Here is a 21,251-nt window from a genome sequence, read left to right on the forward strand (position 1 = left end):
TCCAGTATTCCAGAGACAGTGGCAATTGAAACGTGAGGCCGCCGCGGCGTACTGGGTTGCCCGGTCCATGTGCGCAATTGCGCACAGGCCGGGCAACGACAGTGTGCGCGCGGCGTCAGCTCAGAGCTGCCCGAGCAGCGTGTCGCCGCCGGAGACCTCGACCTTGCCAGGAGCCGGCTCCTTGTTGAGCTTCTTCACCACGCCGTCCTCGACCAGCATCGAGTAGCGGTGGGAGCGGATGCCGAGACCGTTGCCGGAGGCGTCGAGCTCCATGCCGATCGCCTTGGCGAAGTCGGCGTTACCGTCGGCCAGGAAGACGGCTTCGTCGCGCTGGTCGGTGTCGCGCTTCCAGGCGTTCATCACGAAGGCATCGTTGACCGAGACGATCGCGATGGTGTCGACGCCCTTGTTCTTCATGGCATAGGCGTTGAGGAAGATGCTCGGCAGATGCATCTTGTGGCAGGTGCCGGTGTAGGCGCCGGGCACTGCGAACAGGGCGACCTTCTTGCCCTTGAAAATGTCTTCGGTGGTTTTGACCTGCGGACCCTCGGCGGTCATTACGCGAAACTTGGCTTCCGGCAGCTTGTCGCCAACATTGATCGTCATCGTTGTTCTCCCTCGGTGAAGCGGAATTGTCTTAAACCCGGCCGTGGGATCGCACAATACGAGCTGATGGAGGAACGGCAATGCGGGAAGCCGGTCACCGTTCCGTCATCAGCCGGAAAACCCGCCGGCGTCGAGAAAGGCCTGTTCGTCGGCGGTGGTTTCCCGGCCAAGCACCCGATTACGGTGCGGGAAGCGGCCGAACCGGCGGATGATGTCGGCGTGGTCCTCGGCATATTTCAGGTTGTCGGGATGGCAGTCGTATTGCCGGAACAGCGTCACGCAACGCTGCTGGTCGTCGAGGTCTTCCGAATGCTCGAAAGGCAGATAGAGGAATTCGCGCAGCACCGGGTCGGTCCGCGCGTCGACGCCGCGGTCGATGGCGCGCCTTGCCACGTCACGCGCCAGCGCATCACTTGAAAAGGTCCTGGCGTCGCCTCGAAACAGGTTTCGCGGAAACTGGTCGAGCACGATGGTCAGCGCCAGCGCGCCGTCGTCGCTCGCCTCCCATGACGACAATTCGCCGGCAGCCGCCTTCTGCCAGGTGGCAAGGAAGCGGCTGCGGATTTCGGCATCGAAGGTGTCGTCGTGCGTGTACCAGTGGTCGCGGCCGGCTTCTCGCCAGAACGCGATGACGTCGGCGGGCGTCGCGATGCGAGCGTCAGTCATGTCCGGCCAACACCCGCATCACCTGCTTCAGGCCGCGGCCTTCTTCTCGTCGCGCAGCTCGCGGCGCAGGATCTTGCCGACATTGGTCTTCGGCAGATCGGCCCTGAACTCGATCTGCTTCGGCACTTTGTAGGCCGTGAGCTGGGTGGCGGCGAACTTGATGATGTCCTCGGCGGTGACGCTCGGGTCCTTCTTGACCACGAAGGCCTTCACGGCCTCACCGGACTTCGCGTCGGGCACGCCGATCACGGCGCATTCGAGCACGCCCGGATGGCTCGCCAGCACTTCCTCGATCTCGTTCGGATAGACGTTGAAGCCCGAGACCAGGATCATGTCCTTCTTGCGGTCGACGATCTTGGTGTAGCCCTTCTCGTCCATCACGCCGATGTCGCCGGTGCGGAAATAGCCATCCGCCGTCATCACCTTGGCGGTCTCGTCAGGCCTGTTCCAGTACCCCGACATCACCTGCGGGCCCTTGGCGCAGATTTCGCCGGCTTCGCCGAGCGGCAGTTCATTGCCGTCGTCGTCGCGGATCGAGAGCCAGGTCGAGGGGACCGGAAGGCCGATCGTCCCGGAGAACTCTGTGATCGTCGCGGGATTGCACGTCAGGGTCGGCGAGGTCTCGGACAGACCATAGCCTTCCGACAACGAGATTCCCGTGACTTTCAGCCATTTCTCCGCGACCGGCTTTTGCGTCGCCATGCCGCCGCCATTGGCGATCTTCAGCTTGGAGAAATCCAGCTTGTCGAAGCCTGGCGTGTTCAACAGGCCATTATAGAGCGTGTTGACGGCCGGGAAAAAGCTGACCTGATATTTCGCCAGCTCCTTGATGAAGCCGGCCATGTCGCGCGGATTGGGGATCAACAGATTGGTGCCGCCGGAGCGCACGCCCAGCAGGTAGCACGCCGTCAGAGCGAAGATGTGATAGAGCGGCAGCGCGCAGACGATCACCATCTGGTCGACGATCGGCGGCTTCTTCAGCGCCGGCTGCAGCCAGGCGTCATTCTGCAGCACGTTGGCGAGTACGTTCTGGTGGATCAGCGTGGCGCCCTTGGAGACGCCCGTGGTGCCGCCGGTATATTGCAGGAAGGCGACGTCCTGGCGCGTCAGCACCGGCTTGTTGAGCTTCATGCCGCGGCCGGCCGACAGCGCCTCGTTGAAGCCGACCGCACCCGGGATCGACCAGGCCGGCACCATCTTCTTCACCCGGCGCACCACCAGGTTGACGATGACGCCCTTGAAGCCGAGCAGGTCGCCCATGCTGCCGACGATCACCTGCTTCACCGCGGTGTTAGGCAGTACCTTCTGCACGGTGGTGGCGAAGTTCTCCAGCACGATGATCGCTTCCGCGCCGGAATCCTTGAGCTGATGCTCGAGCTCGCGCGGGGTGTAGAGCGGATTGACGTTGACCACGGCATAGCCGGCGCGCAACACGGCGGCGGTCGCGACCGGATATTGCAGCACGTTCGGCATCATCAGCGCGACGCGTGCGCCCTTCTGCAGGCCCTTGCTCTGCAGGTAGGCGCCGAGCGCCGTCGACATCTCGTCGAGCTCGCGATAGGTGATCGCCTTGTCCATGCAGATGAACGCCTTGCGATCGGCGAACTTCTTGAAGCTCTCTTCCAGCAATTCGACCAGCGACGAATATTGCGTGACGTCGATATCGGCGGGCACGCCGGCCGGATAATGCTTGAGCCAGATGCGCTCCATAATGGCCATTCCCTCTCTCAAATTTTGGCTGACGTCCCGGATTGCTTCCGGGTTTTCCGGTCCTTGACCGTGTTATTTCAGGCAGTATTGAGCGATGCCGCGGCCAATGGCAAGCCGCTGCGCGCTATCGACGCATTGGGAATTCGGAGAGGGCCGCCGCTCTGCTTAGCCTGCCGGCTTGGCGTCGGCCTTCGGCTTCTCGGCCTTGGGCTTCGCAGCAGGCTTTGCCGCCGCCGGCTTGCCGGCAGGCTTTGCGGCGGCCGGCTTGTCCGCGGCGGGCTTCGCAGCTGCGGCATCCGGCTTGGCGTTGGCGTGACGCACCGGCTTGGCCGCCGGCTTGTTGTCCGACTTGGAAGCGCTCTTGGCATCACCCTTGGCGTCGTCGGCCGCATCGGACTTCTTGCCGGCGACACGGGTGTGCTTGCCCTTGGCGCGCTTGGCCGGCTGCAGCTTCTCGGTGTCGGCATCGACCGCGGCGATCAGCGCAGCCCCGGTCTTGGTCGGTCCCGTATAAACCACGACCGGTTCGGACGCCGCCGCCGGCTGCGCCAGCATGTCGGCCGGTTTGGTCGGCATCGCGGCCTGCAGGCCCGAGGCGAAGAAGCTCACGCCGCTGTCGCCGTTGGTGCTCGCGCCGGCGCTGGCGACGGTGTCTTCTCCGTCCTCGTCGCTGGCGGGCCGCTTGTGCTTGGCGCCGCACATCTCCTCGCGCAGGTTCGGCGGGGTGGTATCGATCGGCACCAGATTGTCGACGGTGCCGAGCGAGGGCCGCAGCCACGCCAGCCCGTTATTGGCAAAGCCGCGATCCAGGAGCTGCGCGGCGCGGATCGCGCGCATGCGGCCCGAGGAGGCGCCGAGCACCACGGCGATCAGCCGCTTGCCGTCGCGCGTCGCCGACGCCACGAGATTGTAGCCGGAGGCGCAGATGAAGCCGGTCTTGAAGCCGTCGGCGCCGGGATAGCGGCCGATCAGCTTGTTGAAGTTCTGGGTGACGCGGCGGCCGAAGCGGATCGACGGGATGTGGACGAAATACTCGTATTCCGGCAGGTCGCGGATGATGGCGCGGGCGAGGATCGCCATGTCGCGCGCCGAGGTGATCTGGCCATCGGCAGGCAGGCCGTTCGGGTTGACGTAGCTCGTTTGCGTCATGCCGAGCTTTTGCGCGGTCTGGTTCATTTCGCCGGCAAAGCCGTCGATCGAGCCGCCGATGCCCTCGGCCAGCACCACGGCCATGTCGTTGGCCGACTTCACCAGCATCATCTTGAGCGCGTTGTCGACGGTGACCTGGGTGCCGGGCCGAAGGCCCATCTTCGAGGGCGACTGTGATGACGCAGTCGGCGACACCGTGAGCAGCGTGTCGAGCGACACCCGGCCATCCTTGACCGCCTTCAGCGTCACATAGGCGGTCATCAGCTTGCTGAGCGAGGCCGGATACCACGGCATAGTGGCGTTGTCGGCCTGCAGCACCTTTCCGGAATCGGCCTCGACGACCAGCAGCGCCTCGGCTTGCGCGATCTGCGGCGTTGCGATGGCGAGCATCGCGACGGCCAGAATCCATTTCAACGACGGGCGCAGCGGGCGAGGAAAATACACGACGGTTCCGGTCCTTTGAGACCCGCCTTCGAGAAGGAGGTCTTGCGATGTGACGTACGGGTTTCAAGCGTGTCCGGCGCCGCATTGCGGCGATGCAAACCTATACCGGCTTGCCAGCTGAGAACAGAGGCCGGCCAATTATATCGTGGACGAAATCGGCTGAATTTCGGCAGCCGCCTCAATTGGAAAGGGCAGAATTATGGTGCCTCGATGCCGGCGCGCGCCTGTTCCTGGACCATGAACTGGGCCCGCGCAAGTTCGGCAAAACGCCCGCCTTTCGCTACCAGTTCATCGAAAGTTCCGCTTTCGATCACCCGTCCCTGGTCGAACAACAGGATGCGGGTGGCGTAGCGGATGGTCGAGAGACGGTGCGCGATCACGAAGGTGGTGCGGCCCTTCATCACTTCGTCGAGAGCAGCATTCACCTTGGCCTCGGTGACGGCGTCGAGCGCGCTGGTTGCCTCGTCGAGGATCAGGATCGGCGGATCCTTGAGCAGCGCACGCGCAATTGATAATCGCTGACGTTCGCCGCCGGAGAGCATGCGGCCGCGCTCGCCGGCATGGGTGTCGAACTTCTTTTCGCTGCGCTCGATGAAATCCAGCGCCTGCGCGCGCGCCGCGGCGGTGCGCAGCTCCTCGTCGGTCGCATCGGGCTTGCCGACACGCAGATTGTCGGCGAGCGAGCGGTTGAACAGCAGCGCCTCCTGGAACACCACGCCGATGTTCCGCCGCAGCGCCGTCAGCTTCAGCGCGCGTATGTCCATACCGTCGATCTTGATGATGCCGGATTGCGGATCGAACGCGCGATGCAGCAGCGCGATCGCGGTGGATTTGCCGGCGCCGGTCGAGCCGACCAGCGCGATGGTCTGGCCGGGCAATGCGGTGAAGCTGAGATCCTCGATCGCCGGCCGCTTGCCGTCATAGGAGAACGAGACGTCGTTGAATTCGACCAGCCCCGACAGCCGGCCGGGATCGACCGCGCCGGGCCGGTCGCGCACCGCCGGCACCGCGTCGAGCACGTCGAAGAATTCCTGCAGCCGCGGCGCTTCCATGAATACGTTGTTGATGAAGCTCACCACCTGCTCGAGCTTCTGGATCAGCATGGTCGCGAACGAGACGAACATCACGATCTCGCCGACCGTGGTGAGGCCCTCGTTGTGGAGCGCGATGCCGACCGTGAAGATCGCGAGCACCGTGATCGTGGTCGAGGCGCGCGTGATCACGGTGACCAGCGCCCACCATGACAGCACCGGCATCTGCACCGCGAGCAGCTTGTCGGCGACGTAGCGCAGGCCCTGCACCTCGGAATCGATCCGCACGAAGCTCTGCACCAGCGCGACATTGCCGAGCGCGTCGGAGGCGCGCGCCGAGAGGTCGCTGTAATAGGCTTCGACCTCGCTCTGCATGCCGTAGGTCTTGCGCACCACCAGCGTGGTCAGCACGGTGAACACGACACAGAGTGCGAACAGCAGGATCGCCAGCCGCCAGTTGATGTAGAGCGCGAGCGGCAGCAGCACGATCAGCGACATGATCGCGGCGAAGTGTTCGCGGAAGAAGCCGAGCCAGAGCCGCCACAGCGCGTCGGTGCCGTTCAGCATCACCTTCATCAGTCGCCCGGAATGGGTGCCGGAGTGGAAGGTCAGCGGCAGCTGCAGGATGTGCTCGAAATAATCCGTCAGCACCGCCTGGCGCTGGCGGTGCGCGAGACGGTCGGCCTGTAGTGCTACGATCGCGCTGCAGCCGATCGTGAACAGGCCGAACGCCGCCCAGGCCGCGAGCAGCGGCCATGCCGAGGAGGTCGCGAACAACCCGGTGACCGGCCGGCCCGACAGCACGTCGACGATCTTGCCGAACAGCACCGGCTCGGCGAATTGCGCGCCGGCGAGCAGCATGTTGGCCGCGGCGAGGATCCAGCCGAGCCGCGCCTCCTTGCCGAGCAGTTCGAGGACGCGGGTATAGAGGCGAAGCATGGACATGCCGGCGGGACTCGTCAGCGGTGGGCGCCCGGTCAGGCGGGATGCAATTTAATCAGGGTTCGCGGGCGAGGGCCAGCCGGGCGGTGACGTATCGCGCTCCGCGATTTGCCGGGCACGACGACTGCGCGGAGGGCAACTCTCAATTCACCAGCCGGCCGTCGATCGGCGGCAGGAATTGGTCGTCGAAGATGTCGGCGGCGTGCGGCCGCTTCTGGAATTTGAAGTCTTCGGCGAGCTGGTCGACCGACCGCTCGAAGCGCTCCACCTCGATGCCGCCGAGGCCGTCGCGTTTCACCTCGCCGGTCAGGATGTTGTCGCGGATGATGGCGCCTAGCCGCTCAAGCTCGAGATCGCGCGAACCGCCATCCATCCGGCTCACCACCTCGCCCGCGGCACGGGCGGGGTCCTTGACCGCGAGGTTGGTGCCGCCGATCACCGCGCGCACGAAGCCTTTCACCGCGTCCGGCTTAGCCGCCGCAAGGCGCGGGCTGACGATCACGGCAAAGCCATAGGCTTCGCAGCCATAGTCGGCGAAGCGCAGCACCGCGAGATCGTCGGCGGGCACGCCGCGATCGCGCAGATTGATCGCCGAGAGATAGGAGAAGCCGGTGACGGCATCGATCTGGCCTGCGGAGAGCATCGGCTCGCGCACCGCGGCGCTGATCGTGTTCTGCTTCACGCTCGCAAGCTTGATGCCGTTCTGCCTGGCGACCGCGGGCCACAGCCGGATCGAGAGGTCGCCCTCGGCGACGCCGAGGTTCTTGCCTTGAATGTCGGTCAGCGCCTTGATGCCCCGGCTTTTGCGGGCGATGATCGCATAGGGCGCCTGGTTGAACAGCACGAACACCGCCTTGACGGGGGCCGCACCCGGCTTGTCGCGAAAGCGGATCAGCGCGTTGATATCGACGAGGGCGAAATCGCTCGAGCCGTCGGCGACGCGCGCGATGGCGTCCGCCGAGCTGGTGGCGACGTTGGTGCCGACCGCAAGGCCCTCGGCGCTGAACAGGCCGCCGGCCGACGCCATCACGAATGGGGCCGCGGCGGCATCAAGCGGACGGTCGAGCGTGAACTGGATGGTGATCGGCTGCGGCGCGTCGCCGGCGCGCAGCGGTGTGACGGCCGGCCACACGCCGCCCGAAAGGCCGATCATGCCGGCCAGTATCCAGCGGAGAACGGTGGTCCGACTTACCTGCATCATGACATCCGGGAGGCGAGACAAAGTGCCGCGCCGGCTGCGCCTGCTTCATGACATCGAATGCGCCAGGGCAGCGTGCAATTCAAGCATCAATTTCAAGCGTTATTTGCATGCATTCTGCCCCAGGCAAGGTGAACGGCCGATGACTGCCTCGATTTCACCTCAGGTTGTTCAGCTTGCATTCGGTTTGGGGAACCTAATCTAGAGGCAGTGGTTAGCTAACCAGGGCCCGTCGGGCCGGCTTCCAAAAAGGATGACTGCAATGTTTGCGCGAAAAGGTGTTTTTTCGTCCATTGGCCGCGCAGCCACATTGGCAACGGTTGCCGCGGTGGCGTTGACGGCCGTTGAGCCGACGATGGCGTTCGCAGGCTCTGCTCCGGCGGGCAAGGCGGCGGCCGTGACCACGTCGCACGGCACGAGCGGCGCGACCGACATCAGCGCGCGCCGTCGCTACTATGGCGGCGGTGGCGCGGCTGCCGCGGCTGCGTTCGCCGGGATCGTCGGCACGGGCTTGGCAATCGCCGCGGCCCAGAACCGTCGCGACTACTACGACTCCTATGGCTACTACGATGGCGGTCCGGGCTACGGCGGCCCAGCCTATTATGGCGGTGGCCCGGCCTATTACGGCGGCGGACCGAATTATGGTTATCACGGCTATTACGGGCGCCGCTCGGCACTGCCCTATACGCCGTATTGACGCCGGCATCGGTTCTCAGAACTGTCACAAAAGATCGAATCCACCGGCTGCGAGGCCGGTGGATTTTTCGTTGTCGGTCGGGTCGTTAACACGCTGGCGACGCGTTTCGATTAGGCTCGTAGGATGAGTGATTCGATCGAGCGGCTTTACCAGGCGGTGATCGCGGCCAAGGATCTTGATCCGGCTACGTCGCGCACGGCACGGCTGTTCCAGCGCGGGCCGGCCAAGATGGCCAAGAAGCTCGCCGAGGAAGCGGTCGAGGTCGTGATCGACGCCGTTACCGGCAAGCCGGACGCCGTCGTCCGCGAGAGCGCGGACCTGCTCTACAATCTCACCGTTCTCTGGGCGTCGCTAGGCGTGAAGCCCGAGGATGTCTGGCGCGAGATGGCGCGGCGCGAGCGGCTGCTCGGGATCGCCGAGAAGCTCCCGAAGTCGCCGGTCAAGGTCTCCAAGTCCCTGTCCAAGACCGCGCCCGTTCCGGTGGTTCGGCGTCGAATTGTCGCGCTGGAGAACCGGCTGCGCAAACGGCAGTCGTAAATCAACCAAATTCGATCCATTCCCGGCATGGACAAATCCGCTCCATGATGGTTCATCGCGCCCATGTTGAAACGGATTTACGACTGGTGCGTCGCGGCGGCCGACAAGCCCTACGCACTGTGGATTCTCGCGGCCGTCGCCTTCGCCGAGAGCTCCTTCTTCCCGATCCCTCCTGACATCATGCTGCTGCCGATGTCGTTGGCGCGGCCGAAGCGGGCCTGGTGGTTCGCGGCCGTCTGCACCGTCGCGTCGGTCGCCGGCGGCGTGCTCGGCTACGCGATCGGCGCGCTGCTCTACGACTCGCTCGGACAATGGCTGATCCATCTCTATGGCCTCTCCGACAAGGTCGACGCGTTCCGCGCTTCCTATGCCGAGTGGGGTGCCGTCATCATCCTCGTGAAGGGGCTGACGCCGATCCCCTACAAGCTCGTGACGATCACGTCGGGCTTTGCCGGCTACAACATCTGGCTGTTCATCCTGTGCTCGATCGTCGCACGCGGCGGCCGCTTCTTCTTCGTCGCGGTGCTGCTCAACCGCTATGGCGATATCATCCGCGCCGAACTCGAGAAGCGGCTTGGCCTGTGGGTCGCGATCGGCGCGATCGTGCTGGTGCTGGGCTTTGTTGTCGCATTCAAGCTGATCTGACCAAAGTTCTAGCCGTTCGCGTCTTTGCTCGCGGACGGCTTCGGACTACGGTCGTTACGTTGGCTGATGGAATCGACGACCGGTGAATCTCGCGAGACTCAATTCCGCCAGGGCGTGCGTTGCGATCGCGGGCCTAGCGCTGTCGATGGCGCTGCCTGAGATCGACCGCGGATGGGCGCAGGCTGCGCCGCCCGCGCTCGGCGTGCAGTCGCCGGCGCAGCAGTCGCAGCCTGTTGAAGTTCAGCCGCAACCGATCGAGTTGCCGCCCGCGCCCGTCGAGCGCGAGAATCCGGGACTGATCAACGAAATCGGAAAGCTGTTCGAGAAATCGAAGTCAGCGCTGCCAGCGCTGAAGAGCCCCGGCGAGACCATCAACGATCTGTCGAACATCGCGCGCCCCTCGACGATGGTGACCGGGCGCGCAGCCTGCGTGGTGGCCTCGAACGGTGCGCCGGACTGCAAGATCGGCGCCGACCGGCTGTGCCAGAGCAAGGGCTTCAAGGAGGGCAAGAGCATCGATACCGACGCCTCCGAGAAATGCTCGCCGCTGGTCTATCTGCCTGGCCACAAGCGCGGGCCGAACGACTGCAAGACGGAAAATTTCGTGACACGGGCAGTCTGCCAATAAGACCGGCAATACTGCGTCTGGGATACCATACGCCTGCGAAAAATGCCGTGTGTGGATGAGGTTTTGTCATCCTTTTGCAGCGCCAAAACGCAATCCTTGACAGTGGAAAGATTGCCTTGTTGGTATGACGCTCAGCATTCGAGACCAATCAGCTTGAGGATCCGCCGCCTATGTCCATGCCTGCTCTGTTCAAGGGCCGCCTGTCTCTTCCCGTGATCGGGGCACCGCTGTTCATCATCTCGGTGCCCGACCTCGTTATCGCCCAGTGCAAGGCCGGCGTGGTCGGCTCGTTTCCGTCGCTGAACGCGCGGCCGCCGGAACTGCTCGACGAATGGCTGTACCGGATCAAGGAAGAGCTTGCCGCCTACGACAAGGCGCATCCGGAGCGGCCGTCGGCTCCGTTCGCGGTGAACCAGATCGTGCACAAGTCGAACAACCGGCTCGATCACGACATGGCGCTTTGCGAGAAGCACAAGGTGCCGATGATCATCTCATCGCTCGGCGCGCGCGAGGAGCTCAACCAGGCCGTCCACGGCTGGGGCGGCATCGTCTTCCACGACGTGATCAACCAGAAGTTTGCGCACAAGGCGATCGAGAAGGGCGCCGACGGCCTGATCCTGGTCGCGGCCGGCGCCGGCGGTCATGCCGGCACGCTGTCGCCGTTCCCGTTCGTGTCGGAGACGCGGCAGTGGTTCGACGGGCCGATCGCATTGTCGGGCACCATCGCCAACGGTCGCGCCATTCGCGCGGCGCGCATTATCGGCGCCGACTTCGCCTATATCGGCTCCGCCTTCATCGCGACCAAAGAGGCAAACGCGGTCGAGGGCTACAAGAGCATGATCACCAATTCGTCCGCCGAGGACATCGTCTACTCCAATTTGTTCACCGGCGTGCACGGCAACTATTTGAAGCCGTCGATCGTCGCCGCGGGCATGGATCCGGAAAACCTGCCGACCTCCGATCCCTCGAAGATGAGCTTTGGCACCGACTCGTCCGGCGAGCGCGCCAAGCCGAAGGCCTGGAAGGAGATCTGGGGCTCCGGCCAGGGCGTCGGCAGCATCTCCAAGGTGGTGCCTGCGGCCGAGCTGATCGGCCGGTTCAAGAAAGAATATGACGAAGCGGTCGATCCGGCGCTGGGTTGATGGAGCCGATCTTTCGCGTTGACGGCGACCGCGTCGTCACCAGTCCCGATGCCGCGGGTCCATGGGACCCGCGGATGCAGCACGGTTCCGCGCCGGCCGCACTGGTGGTGTGGGCTGCCGAAGCTATCTCCACCCAGGTGCCGATGCGGATCGCGCGGGTCACGATCGACCTGATGCGTCCGGTCCCGGTGGCGCCGCTGACGGTCTCGAGCGAGATCCTGCGCGACGGCCGCAAGATCCAGCTCTGCGGCGTCAGGCTGCTCGCCGACGGCGTCCTCGTCGTCTCGGCCACCGTGCTGAAGATCAAGCAGCAGACAGCCGAGCTGCCGCCCGATATCGCAGCCCTTCCGGTCGATCTGCCGGGCCCCGACGAAAGCACGGTCGAGCCGGGCAATCTTGCGAACAGTCCGTTCACGAAGAACATCTCGATGCGGGCCGCGCGCGGCCGCTTCGGCGTGCTGGGCCCGGGCGCGATCTGGTTCCGCATCAACCAGCCGCTGATCGAGGGCTCCGCCGTCTCGCAGGCGATGCGTGCGGTGGTCGCCTCGGATTTCTCCAACGGCGTTTCGCCGGCGCTCGATTTCAGCCAGTGGACCTTCATCAATGCCGACCTCACCGTGAGCCTGGCGCGGGAGCCGGTCGGCGACTGGGTCCTGCTCGACAGCGAAACCTGGATCGGGCCTGACGGTGCGGGGCTTGCGATGTCGCGGCTTGCCGACCAGCGCGGCTATTTCGGCAGGGCCGTTCAGAGCCTGGTCATCGAGCGGCGCTAGCGCCGGACCCATTTCGCCCACCGCGATGGACTAGGGTAGCCCCTCAGCGGCCGCCCTTGTACAAAAATACCCCCGCGGGTCCGGAACGGTTGGCGGCACCAACGAGTTTTGGTCTCGTTAGGGGGTGTCATGACGCGCATCGATCTCGCCGCCGGTTTCCTGGCCAAGGCCGTCCGGCGGCCCTGTGCGTTTCGGGCGGCTGGTATCGGCGCTGTGCGGTGGCTCGGAGCCACGCGGTGAAGCCCGGCCCGTCCTCGGAACGCGCGGTCATCCTCGCCGCGAGCGAGCGGGACGCCGTCAAGACCGCCCACCTGATCAAGGAAGCCGGCTACTACGCCAACATCTGCGGCGACCTCGCCGAGTTCGAGCGCCAGGTCGCAAGCGGGGCGGGCCTTGCCATTATTGCCGATGAGGCGATCAGGACCGCCGACCTTGTCGGCCTGACGCGCTGGCTGAACGAGCAGCCGTCATGGTCGGATTTTCCCATCGTGCTGATGAGCGAGAAGGGCGGGCCCGAGCGCAATCCCGAAGCGGCACGGCTCGGCCGCGCGCTCGGCAATGTCACCTTCATCGAGCGGCCGTTCCATCCGACCACGCTGGTGAGCCTGGTCGCCGCGGCGGTGCGTGGCCGCCGCCGCCAGTACCAGACCCGCCAGATACTTGAAGACCTGACCGAGAGCGAAGACCTGTTGCAGACCGCGCTCGATGCCGGCCATCTCGGCGCGCTCGAACTTCATCTGCCGGATTTCGAGCTCGAGGCGTCGCCGACCTGCAAGACATTCTTCGGGCGCAAGCCTCGCGGTCCCTTCACCTATCAGGATCTGCTCGAGGCGGTGCATCCCGATGACCGCGCCCGCCGCAGCGAAACCGTCGAGCAAACGCTGCGCACTGGCGCGGATTACCGGATCGAGTATCGCATCATCTGGCCCGACGGCACCCAGCACTGGCTCGACGTGCGCGCCCGCGCGGTGCGCCGGCCGGACGGCAGCATTCGATCGCTGGTCGGGGTCTGCTCCGACATCACCGCGCGCAAGACCGCGGAGATCGAGCGCGAGGCGCTGCTGGCGCAGCTCGCCGCCGAGCGCACCGCGCTTGCCGAGCTCACCGCGACGCTGGAGCAGCGGGTCGAGCAGCGCACCGCCGACCTGATGAAGGAAGTCGCCGCGCGCGAGCGGGCGCAGGAACAGCTCCGCCATGCGCAGAAGATGGAGGCGATCGGCCAGCTCACCGGTGGCGTCGCGCACGACTTCAACAATCTGCTGATGGCCGTGATGGGCAATCTCGATCTGCTGCGCAAGCGGATGCCGGAGGATCCGCGCCTGCGCCGGCTGGTCGACGGCGCGTTGCAGGGCGCCGAGCGCGGTGCCTCGCTGACGCAGCGGCTCTTGGCATTCGCACGGCAGCAGGATCTGCGCGCGGTGCCGGTCGATCTCGGCGCGCTGGTGCGCGACATGAGTGAACTGCTCGAGCGCTCGCTCGGGCCGCGCATCACGTTGCGGCTCGACATCCCGGACGGACTGCCGGCGGCCTGCGTCGATACCAACCAGCTCGAGCTTGCTGTGCTCAACCTTGCGATCAATGCGCGCGATGCGATGCCCGATGGCGGTGTGATCGAGATCCGCCTCGCGGCCTGGCAGGCCAAAAACGATCCCGCGCTGCAGCCGGGCAGCTACCTGAAACTGTCGGTGGTCGACAGCGGCACCGGCATGTCGCCGGACGTGCTGAAGCGGGCGATCGAGCCGTTCTTCTCGTCAAAGCCGGTGGGTAAGGGGACCGGGCTCGGCCTGTCGATGGTGCATGGGCTCGCGGTGCAGCTCGGCGGCGCGCTGCAATTGTCGAGCGCGGTGGGCAAGGGCACTACGGCCGTGCTGGTGCTGCCGGTCGCGACAACAGCGCCGGCGGTCGAGAGCCCGGAGCCTGCGGTGCAGAAGGTCAAGCGCTCGGCGGTGATCCTGCTGGTCGACGACGATCCGCTGATTGCGATGTCGACCATGGAGATGCTGGAGGACCTCGGCCATCGCGTGATCGGCGCCAGTTCCGGACCGCACGCGCTCGATATCCTCAGGAGCGACCAGGAGATCGACCTGATGATGACCGATCACGTGATGCCCGGCATGACCGGCCTCGAACTCGCCGCGGCCTCGCGCGAGTTGCGCCCGCATCTCGTCGTCTTGCTCGCCACCGGCTATGCCGAACTGCCCGACGGCACCCAGGTCGACCTGCCGCGGCTGGCCAAGCCCTACCACCAGGATCAGCTGCGCGAGCGGCTCGATCAGCTGCTGGGGCAGGGTGCTGGTCCGCACACTGCCGCCAGCGCCGACAGTCTCGCCACGCCTTCCAATCTCTCCCCGTCACACTGAAAGCCGCGCCTGCGCGGCGCCTCGACATGCTGCAGCTAACCGCGGCCGCGCGGCTGACAATGTCGGAAACGTGATCTGCGCGCGATGGCCGCGCGGGAGGATAAGCGCGTCACCGGTGTTGCTTACATCACGTCGAAGAACGACGAGCACCACGTGGGAGCTGCGTTATGAAGGTATTCACCCGACTGGCGATCTCTGCCGTTCTCGCCGGCATGGCCATGCAGGTTGCGGCAAGCGACCTGCAATCGAGCCGGCGATCGATTTCGTATCACACGGTGGACGTTCTGGGCCTCAACATCTTCTACCGCGAAGCCGGGCCGGCCGACGCACCGGTCGTGCTGTTGCTGCACGGCTTTCCTTCCTCATCGCGGATGTGGGAGCCGCTGCTGCCTCTGCTGGCGGATAAATATCATATCATCGCCCCTGATTATCCCGGATTCGGCAACAGCAGTGCGCCTGCGCCGTCCCATTTTGAATACACCTTCGACAATCTCGCGCGCGTGACGAGCGAGTTCGCGACAAAGCTCGGTCTTGGTCACTATGTGCTGTTCATGCAGGACTATGGCGGGCCCATCGGCTTCCGTCTGGCGCTTGCCCATCCCGAACGTATCAGCGCCATCATCATCCAGAACGCGGTCGCCCACGAACAGGGTTTGGGCCCGGTTTGGGAAGCGCGCAGGAAGTTCTGGGCGGATCCGGCAGGCGAGCTCGACAAGCTCAAGGCCAACTTCACCTCCGCCGACGCGACGCGTTTGCGTCATGTCGGTACGAGCCCGCATCCCGATCGCTACGATCCGGATATGTGGGGTGACGAATCCGCGTTTCTGGCCCGCCCGGGCCAGGCCGACATCCAGGCCACGCTGTTCCTGGATTACCGGACTAACGTTGCCTCCTATCCGCTCTGGCAGAAATGGCTTCGCGAGACGCAGCCGCGAACCCTTGTCCTCTGGGGCAGATACGACCCGTCCTTCATTGTCGCCGGTGCAACCGCCTATGCCGACGATGTGCCGAAAGCCGAGGTGCACATCCTGGACGCCGGACATTTCGCACTCGACGAAGCGACCGACGAGATCGCCACGCTGGTTCGCGATTTCCTTGCGCGTCTGGACCAGCACAAGGAATGATGTCGAAAACCTGCCGCCGTCCGGATGACCGGTTGAGTCTGTCACCCCACCATGCGCTCGCGGCCGGACCAGAAGCGTGCTTTCAGCACCTTCTTGTCGACCTTGCCGACGCCGGTCATCGGCAGCTCCTTGACGAACTGGATCTGCTTCGGCGCGTGCGCCGAGCCCTTCTTTGCCTTCACGAGGCCAATCAGCTCGTTAGCGTCGGGCGTCGAGCCCTCGCGCGCCACCACGACCGCGGTGACGGCCTCGCCCCATTTGTCGTCGGGCACGCCGACCACCGCGACCATCGCAACATCAGCATGCTGCGACAGCACATCCTCGACTTCGCGTGGAAAGATGTTGAAGCCGCCGGAGACGATCATGTCCTTCTTGCGGTCGAGAATGAACATGTAGCCGCGCTCGTCCTTGCGCGCGATGTCGCCGGTGTGCAGCCAGCCGCTCTTCAGCGTCTCCGCCGTGATGTCGGGCCGCTTCCAGTATTCGGCCATCACATGCGTGGCGCGCACGCAGATCTCGCCGGCCTCGCCAGTCGCGACCTCCTGGTCGTCCTGATCGAGGATCTTCACCTGGCAGGCGGTGATCGGGAAGCCGCAGGACAGGAACAGCTCCGGCGTCTTCGGGTCATGGTCCGCCTTGCGCAGCACCGAGACCGGATAGCATTCGGTCTGGCCGTAGAGCTGCGAGAACACCGGGCCGATCCGCGCGATGCCCTCGACCAGCCGACTCGGCGACATCGCGGAGGCGCCGTAGAGCAACAGCTCGAGCGAGGAGAGGTCGGTCTTGGGAAGCGCCGGGTGATCCAGCATCACATAGATCATGGTCGGCACGAACAGCGTGAAGTTGATCTTCTCGCGCGCGATGGTCGTGAACACGGCTTCCGGATCGAACCCCTTCAGCATGTGCACGGTGCCGCCGCGCATCAGCGTCGGCAGCACTTTTGTACCCGCGACATGGCTGATCGGCGCCACCGTGAGATAGCGCGGCGTCTCTGGAATCTCGAAGTCGGCGAGGATGGCGGCGGCGAAGCCGCCAAATTCGCGGTGATAGCGCAGTGCGCCCTTGGATTTGCCGGTCGTGCCGCCGGTGTAATTTAACGTCGAGATGTCGTCCTCGCGGGCGAAGTTCTTCGCGGTCGCGCTGCCGGCATCCTCGACCACCTGCAACAGGTCGGCGCCGTAATCCGCCGGGCCGAGCGTGAACACGGTCTTCAGGCCCGCCGCCTTCGCCGCGAGCTCGCCGCCGCGATCGCGAAACGTGATGCCGTCGATGATCAGCATCTCGGCCTCGGAGTCCTCGATCTGGAACAGCTGGTCGTCGAGCGAACCGAGCGGGTGCAGCCAGGTGATCGCAAGCCGCGACAATTGGGCCGCGACGCCGGCGCACCAGCTGTCGGCACGGTTAGCAGTGAGCATCGCGACGCGGGTGCCCGGCGCAAAGCCGAGCCGCGTGAACACGCTCTGCATCCGTCCGATCAAATCGGTCGCGCCCTGATAGCTGAGCGAGCCGCCCGGCCATGCGAAGGCCGTGCGCGACGGATAGCGCGCCAGCGCGCGCAAGGTCTGCTCGCACACCGCTGGAAATGCATAGAGCGGATTGCTCATGTCGTTGTCCCTCCCGCCTTTGTCTTTGGCCTCTCTCGTGCCAATGTTGGCGCAACGCTAACACAATGATGCAGGGAAGAAACAACTTGTCCGCTGATCTTCTCACGCGTTTTCGCGATCGCCTCCGGTTGCCGCTGATTGCCGCGCCGATGTTTCTGGTGTCGGGCGTCGAGCTGGTGGTAGCCGCCTGCCGCAACGGCGTGATCGGTTCGTTTCCGACGGTGAATTGCCGTGAGACGGAACAGCTCGATGCGTGGCTCGGCGACATCGAGCACCGCCTGCAAGCGCATGCCGATGCAAGCGGCAGCGCGACCGCGCCGATCTGTCCGAACCTGATCGTGCATCGCTCCAACACGCGGCTGGCGCAGGATCTCGCAGTGCTGCTGCGGCACAAGCCCGAGCTCGTGATCACCTCGGTCGGCTCGCCGGCGCCGGTGCTCGCGCCGTTGCACGATGCCGGCGCGCTTGTTTTCGCCGACGTCGCCTCGATCCGTCATGCCGAGCGCGCGGCAGCAGCCGGCGCCGACGGGCTCGTGCTGCTCACCGCGGGCGCCGGCGGGCAGACCGGCTGGCTCAATCCGTTCGTGTTCGTCCGCGCGGTGCGCGCGTTCTTCGATGGCCCGATCGTGCTGGCCGGCGGCATCAGCGACGGTCACGCGCTGCGCGCCGCGGAGGCGCTTGGCTGCGATCTCGCCTACATGGGCACCAAGTTCATCGCGACGCGCGAGAGCATGGCGGACGCGAGGTACAAGCAGATGCTGGTCGAGGCGACCGCCGACGATATCCTGCTCACGACGGCCTTCACGGGCCTGCAGACCAACATGCTGCGGCCCTCGATCGAGGCCGCCGGGCTCGATCCCGACAATTTGCCGGCGCGCGGCGCGATCGACATCGGCAAGGACATCGACATCGGCGCTCGCGAAAGCCGGCCGAAGCGCTGGCGCGACATCTGGAGCGGCGGTCATTCCACCTCGGGGGTGACCGGGGTGCTCGCGGTCGATGATCTGCTGGCCCAGACGATCGCCGAGTACGAGGCGGCAAGCGCGCGGGTGCGGCTCGCCTGACCCATCAAGTCCCGCCTGTCCGCTTAACGCGGCATTAACCATGCCAGTTCCAACTATGCGCCACGGGATGGTCCGCCGCCGCGGCTGGCCGCCCGGCAGTAGTGGGAATGCGACATGGCTTTTGAGGCGCTCGCCAAGACCCCGGCATCGCTCGACGATCTCCGGAACCGCGTGTTCTACGCCCTGCAGCGGCATCCGCTGTGCCGTCAGGTCGAATTCGATATCGTCAGCACGCCGCGCACCCGCCGCACCAACTGGACCGTCAGCCTGCACTCGGTCCAGCCCGGTGCCCTCTGGACGGCGCATGAGATCGTGGCCGACATCCAGGAAGCCTATGAGCTTGACGCTGCGGCCTGATTTTCGGGCCGTTTCGGGACAATTTCACCTATTTGGCGCTGTCACGGCACGGTAACGCCGCATTTCTCGCGCAGTTTGCGGCAACACCGGCCGGGAATGGAGTAGTTTTTGACCAGAGCCATCACCCTCGCCGCGCTGACCTGCCTCCTCCTCGCCGGCGCCGCGATAACAGCCATTTTGGGCCGTGACAGCCTGCCGGCGGCGCAGGCCGACATTGGTCCGGTCGCCAATCGCGCCGGCAAGCAGGACAAGCTCGCGGTCACGACGCTTGCCACTGCCGCCTTCGAGGCGCCGCAGCCGGCCGAGCCTCCCGCCAGTCCGTCGCCGCTCCTGCTAAGGGCGCAAGCCGCGATCCCGGGCGCGCCCGATACCGTGCGTCAGGCCTATGCCTCCGCCGAGCCTGCCGATCTCGGCCTGCCGACGATCACCGACCCCGTCGTTGCGGCCCAGCCGAAGATCGCCGAGCCCGCATCTGCGCCGGCTGCCCCCGCGCCGCCGCCGAAGGCCGCCGCCAAGCCCGCGCCGCAGAAGACCTACGCGCTGCTCAGCGACGCGCAGATCGCCGGCATCAAGGACCGGCTGAAGCTGTCATCGTCGCAGGAATACTACTGGCCGGCGGTCGAGACCGCGTTGCGCGCCGTCGCGCGCAAGATCCACGCCAAGCGCACGGGCAACCCCGCCGCGGGCAGCATGCCGATCGATCCCGACTCCGAGGAAGTCCAGCAGCTGAAGTCCGCAGCGATGCCGCTGTTGTTCCAGCTCCGCGAGGATCAGAAGAACGAGGTCCGTTCGCTGGCGCGCCTGATCGGCCTCGAACGCGTCGCCTCGATGATCTGAGCGCAAGGGTCGGTCGCGCCGAACCTGCGGCCGACCATTTTTAATGGGCCTCAAGCGGCCGCAGCTTGTCCACCTTGCCCTGGGTTTCGACGAGCAGTTGCTTCATGAAGTCCTTGTTGCGCTTGAGCCAGGGCTCCAGCGTCTGCCGCACATCGCCCGGCGACTTCTTCTCGATGGCCTGCGCAAGCCGGGTCTGAAACGTCCCCCAATCCTTGAACATCTCCTTCAAGAGCGCATCGTCGGAGATGTTGATCGTCGACTTGATGTCGCCGACGGTCTCGAGCTCGCGCATGTTGCCCTGTCGCAGGATCGAATCGAGGTTTTCCAGACATTCGTGGTAGCGCTGCAGCAGATCGTCCCAACGCTTGGCGGTGAAGTCTTCGTCGAGGTTCTCGACTGCGTTGTACAGCGGTTCCAGAAACGACCATCGGAAGCGCCGCGCCAGTCGCAGCAGGATCGACAGGAAGACGATGTCCTTCGGCATGTTCTGCGCCACCATCAGCCTTGGATCCTCACTGAATGGCGGCATCGGCACGAAGATGATGACGACCGAGAACGGCGTGCTGTCGAGATATTCGAGCCGGGCAATGACCGGCTGATACAGCTTCAGATCGCGGAATATCGGACTGAGCACCTGCTCACGGTTTCGCCGGCAGGCGATATCCACGTCGGCGAACGAGTTCGCGACGTAGCTCGTCAACTCGTCGAGCCAGGCGCCGCTGTCATACCGATTCTGGGCACTGAGCAGGTCCTCCCAGTCTAGATCAGCGGCATCAGGGCCCGACAGCAGCGTGGTGGTGGCGGGATCCGCTTCCAGCTTCGCATCCGTCAGGAATCCGCGCGCGCGGTCTGAGGGCGGCAATGCCTTCAGCGCATCGGCCTTCTGCCGGAACGACAACTCATCGCTGAACACGATGCGAAGTCGCAGACGAAACAGCTCTTCCGGGCGGGTGATCTGCATGAACTGCGCGTGCAAGTCCTTCACCGCCTCGTTGAAGTCGCGGGCGTGATTGGCGTTCAGTTTCGGCCGCAGCGGCATGGCACCGAAGGTCGGCCGCACGAACAGATCTTCGAGAAACCGCCGGACCTCGTCCTCGCCGATCCCGTAAAACTCGTTCTCCGCCAGCATCGGAAACGACGGCGAGCTGTCGACCGAGAACCACAGCACCTTTGACATCAGCTTCAGCGCGCGCTTGTAGCCGTCGAACTGGGCGATCTCGGACGCGCACCATGTCCAGTTGTGCTCGGCATTGGTGTGAATAAAGATCAGGCAGTCGGCCTTCGCCGTGTTGTCGATCATCCATTGCCGCCATTCCGTGCCGCCGGGAATTTCCTCGCAGACGAAGCACTCCACCGAACGTTGACCGTCCAGGCTGCTGAGATATTCGAGCCGCGCCTTCAACAGACGCGCGAGAAATCTGTCTTCGGCACGATGGCTGATAAAGACCGAGAAATCATTTGGCATGGCAAATCCGATCTGCATGAATTTTATGCGACGGCTGGCCGTGTCTCGTCGGCCGAATGCCGCGGCTGTACGTCCCGCCGCGGACTGAATGATAGCTCGTCTCTGAAATCTGCGATCGTCGGGCGCGAAAAAGAAAAACCGCCTGCCAGTGATGTATCTCACTATACCTTAGGGTGTGCCATGTGCAAGATACGCAGGGAACCGGCGCGCGACGCCTGCCGTGCTCCGGGATAGACTGACTAAAATTTTTCGAAACTCGGCCGATGTGTCGA

Annotated in this window: 19 protein-coding genes; 11 read left to right on the forward strand and 8 right to left on the reverse strand. The window is 64.9% G+C overall.

Translation table 11 applies throughout. The features are described from left to right. Positions 1-120 precede the first annotated feature (120 nt). From BraRD5C2_RS02760 to BraRD5C2_RS02785, 6 genes are all read right to left on the reverse strand, one after another. Positions 121-606 carry a peroxiredoxin gene (locus tag BraRD5C2_RS02760; protein ID WP_223966688.1) on the reverse strand — a complete coding sequence of 162 codons (486 nt, stop codon included), beginning with the start codon at positions 604-606 and terminating at the stop codon, positions 121-123. Positions 607-714: 108 nt separating this feature from the next. Then, positions 715-1,272 (reverse strand): DUF924 family protein, encoded by a 558-nt coding sequence (locus tag BraRD5C2_RS02765; protein WP_223966690.1) that lies wholly within the window; start codon positions 1,270-1,272, stop codon positions 715-717. A 27-nt stretch (positions 1,273-1,299) separates the two neighbouring features. After that, a complete protein-coding gene (locus tag BraRD5C2_RS02770; protein WP_223967201.1) occupies positions 1,300-2,982 on the reverse strand; it encodes a long-chain fatty acid--CoA ligase in 1,683 nt (560 codons plus the stop codon). 165 nt (positions 2,983-3,147) lie between these two features. Beyond that, on the reverse strand, positions 3,148-4,521 hold the full coding sequence (locus BraRD5C2_RS02775; RefSeq protein ID WP_374707959.1) for a D-alanyl-D-alanine carboxypeptidase family protein: 1,374 nt from the start codon (positions 4,519-4,521) through the stop codon (positions 3,148-3,150). A gap of 251 nt (positions 4,522-4,772) precedes the next feature. Next, positions 4,773-6,551 (reverse strand): glucan ABC transporter ATP-binding protein/ permease, encoded by a 1,779-nt coding sequence (locus tag BraRD5C2_RS02780; protein WP_223966693.1) that lies wholly within the window; start codon positions 6,549-6,551, stop codon positions 4,773-4,775. A gap of 139 nt (positions 6,552-6,690) precedes the next feature. Then, complete coding sequence (locus BraRD5C2_RS02785; RefSeq protein ID WP_223966694.1) at positions 6,691-7,746, reverse strand: ABC transporter substrate-binding protein; 1,056 nt, start codon at positions 7,744-7,746, stop codon at positions 6,691-6,693. 262 nt (positions 7,747-8,008) lie between these two features. On the opposite strand from BraRD5C2_RS02785, the gene BraRD5C2_RS02790 reads away from it, so the two are divergent. The 8 genes from BraRD5C2_RS02790 (at position 8,009) to BraRD5C2_RS02825 (ending at position 15,652) form a co-directional block, all read left to right on the forward strand. Continuing rightward, on the forward strand, positions 8,009-8,443 hold the full coding sequence (locus BraRD5C2_RS02790) for a hypothetical protein (protein WP_223966695.1): 435 nt from the start codon (positions 8,009-8,011) through the stop codon (positions 8,441-8,443). Between the two features lie 123 nt (positions 8,444-8,566). Beyond that, positions 8,567-8,980, forward strand: a complete 414-nt coding sequence (gene hisE / locus BraRD5C2_RS02795; RefSeq protein ID WP_223966696.1) for a phosphoribosyl-ATP diphosphatase — start codon at positions 8,567-8,569, stop codon at positions 8,978-8,980. A 63-nt stretch (positions 8,981-9,043) separates the two neighbouring features. Then, positions 9,044-9,625, forward strand: a complete 582-nt coding sequence (locus BraRD5C2_RS02800) for a YqaA family protein (RefSeq protein WP_223966697.1) — start codon at positions 9,044-9,046, stop codon at positions 9,623-9,625. 82 nt (positions 9,626-9,707) lie between these two features. Continuing rightward, positions 9,708-10,253, forward strand: a complete 546-nt coding sequence (locus tag BraRD5C2_RS02805; protein ID WP_374707948.1) for a hypothetical protein — start codon at positions 9,708-9,710, stop codon at positions 10,251-10,253. 170 nt (positions 10,254-10,423) lie between these two features. Continuing rightward, entirely contained in the window at positions 10,424-11,395 is a 972-nt protein-coding gene (locus tag BraRD5C2_RS02810) for an NAD(P)H-dependent flavin oxidoreductase (RefSeq protein WP_223966698.1), read from the forward strand. After that, the gene (locus tag BraRD5C2_RS02815) at positions 11,395-12,168 is read left to right on the forward strand and encodes a thioesterase family protein (RefSeq protein WP_223966699.1); all 774 of its coding nucleotides are present in this window, start codon (positions 11,395-11,397) and stop codon (positions 12,166-12,168) included. Before BraRD5C2_RS02810 ends, BraRD5C2_RS02815 begins: the two co-directional genes overlap by 1 nt. Positions 12,169-12,386: 218 nt before the next feature. Beyond that, on the forward strand, positions 12,387-14,528 hold the full coding sequence (locus tag BraRD5C2_RS02820) for a hybrid sensor histidine kinase/response regulator (protein WP_223966700.1): 2,142 nt from the start codon (positions 12,387-12,389) through the stop codon (positions 14,526-14,528). Between the two features lie 212 nt (positions 14,529-14,740). Next, positions 14,741-15,652: an alpha/beta fold hydrolase gene (locus BraRD5C2_RS02825; RefSeq protein ID WP_374707949.1), complete on the forward strand. Its 912-nt coding sequence runs from the start codon at positions 14,741-14,743 to the stop codon at positions 15,650-15,652. Positions 15,653-15,693: 41 nt separating this feature from the next. Here the strand turns inward: BraRD5C2_RS02825 and BraRD5C2_RS02830 are convergent, their stop codons facing one another. Next, positions 15,694-17,256 (reverse strand): AMP-binding protein, encoded by a 1,563-nt coding sequence (locus BraRD5C2_RS02830; protein WP_223966701.1) that lies wholly within the window; start codon positions 17,254-17,256, stop codon positions 15,694-15,696. Positions 17,257-17,321: 65 nt separating this feature from the next. On the opposite strand from BraRD5C2_RS02830, the gene BraRD5C2_RS02835 reads away from it, so the two are divergent. From BraRD5C2_RS02835 to BraRD5C2_RS02845, 3 genes are all read left to right on the forward strand, one after another. Then, the gene (locus tag BraRD5C2_RS02835) at positions 17,322-18,320 is read left to right on the forward strand and encodes an NAD(P)H-dependent flavin oxidoreductase (RefSeq protein ID WP_374707950.1); all 999 of its coding nucleotides are present in this window, start codon (positions 17,322-17,324) and stop codon (positions 18,318-18,320) included. 114 nt (positions 18,321-18,434) lie between these two features. After that, complete coding sequence (locus tag BraRD5C2_RS02840) at positions 18,435-18,677, forward strand: hypothetical protein (RefSeq protein ID WP_223966703.1); 243 nt, start codon at positions 18,435-18,437, stop codon at positions 18,675-18,677. 108 nt (positions 18,678-18,785) lie between these two features. After that, positions 18,786-19,514, forward strand: coding sequence for a hypothetical protein (locus BraRD5C2_RS02845; RefSeq protein WP_223966704.1), 729 nt, complete (start codon positions 18,786-18,788; stop codon positions 19,512-19,514). A 40-nt stretch (positions 19,515-19,554) separates the two neighbouring features. Here BraRD5C2_RS02845 and BraRD5C2_RS02850 read toward each other — a convergent pair whose 3' ends face one another. Then, positions 19,555-20,979 carry a toll/interleukin-1 receptor domain-containing protein gene (locus BraRD5C2_RS02850; protein ID WP_223966706.1) on the reverse strand — a complete coding sequence of 475 codons (1,425 nt, stop codon included), beginning with the start codon at positions 20,977-20,979 and terminating at the stop codon, positions 19,555-19,557. Positions 20,980-21,251: the final 272 nt, after the last annotated feature.

Source organism: Bradyrhizobium sp. RD5-C2 (assembly GCF_019972155.1).
Taxonomy (GTDB): Bacteria; Pseudomonadota; Alphaproteobacteria; order Rhizobiales; family Xanthobacteraceae; genus Bradyrhizobium.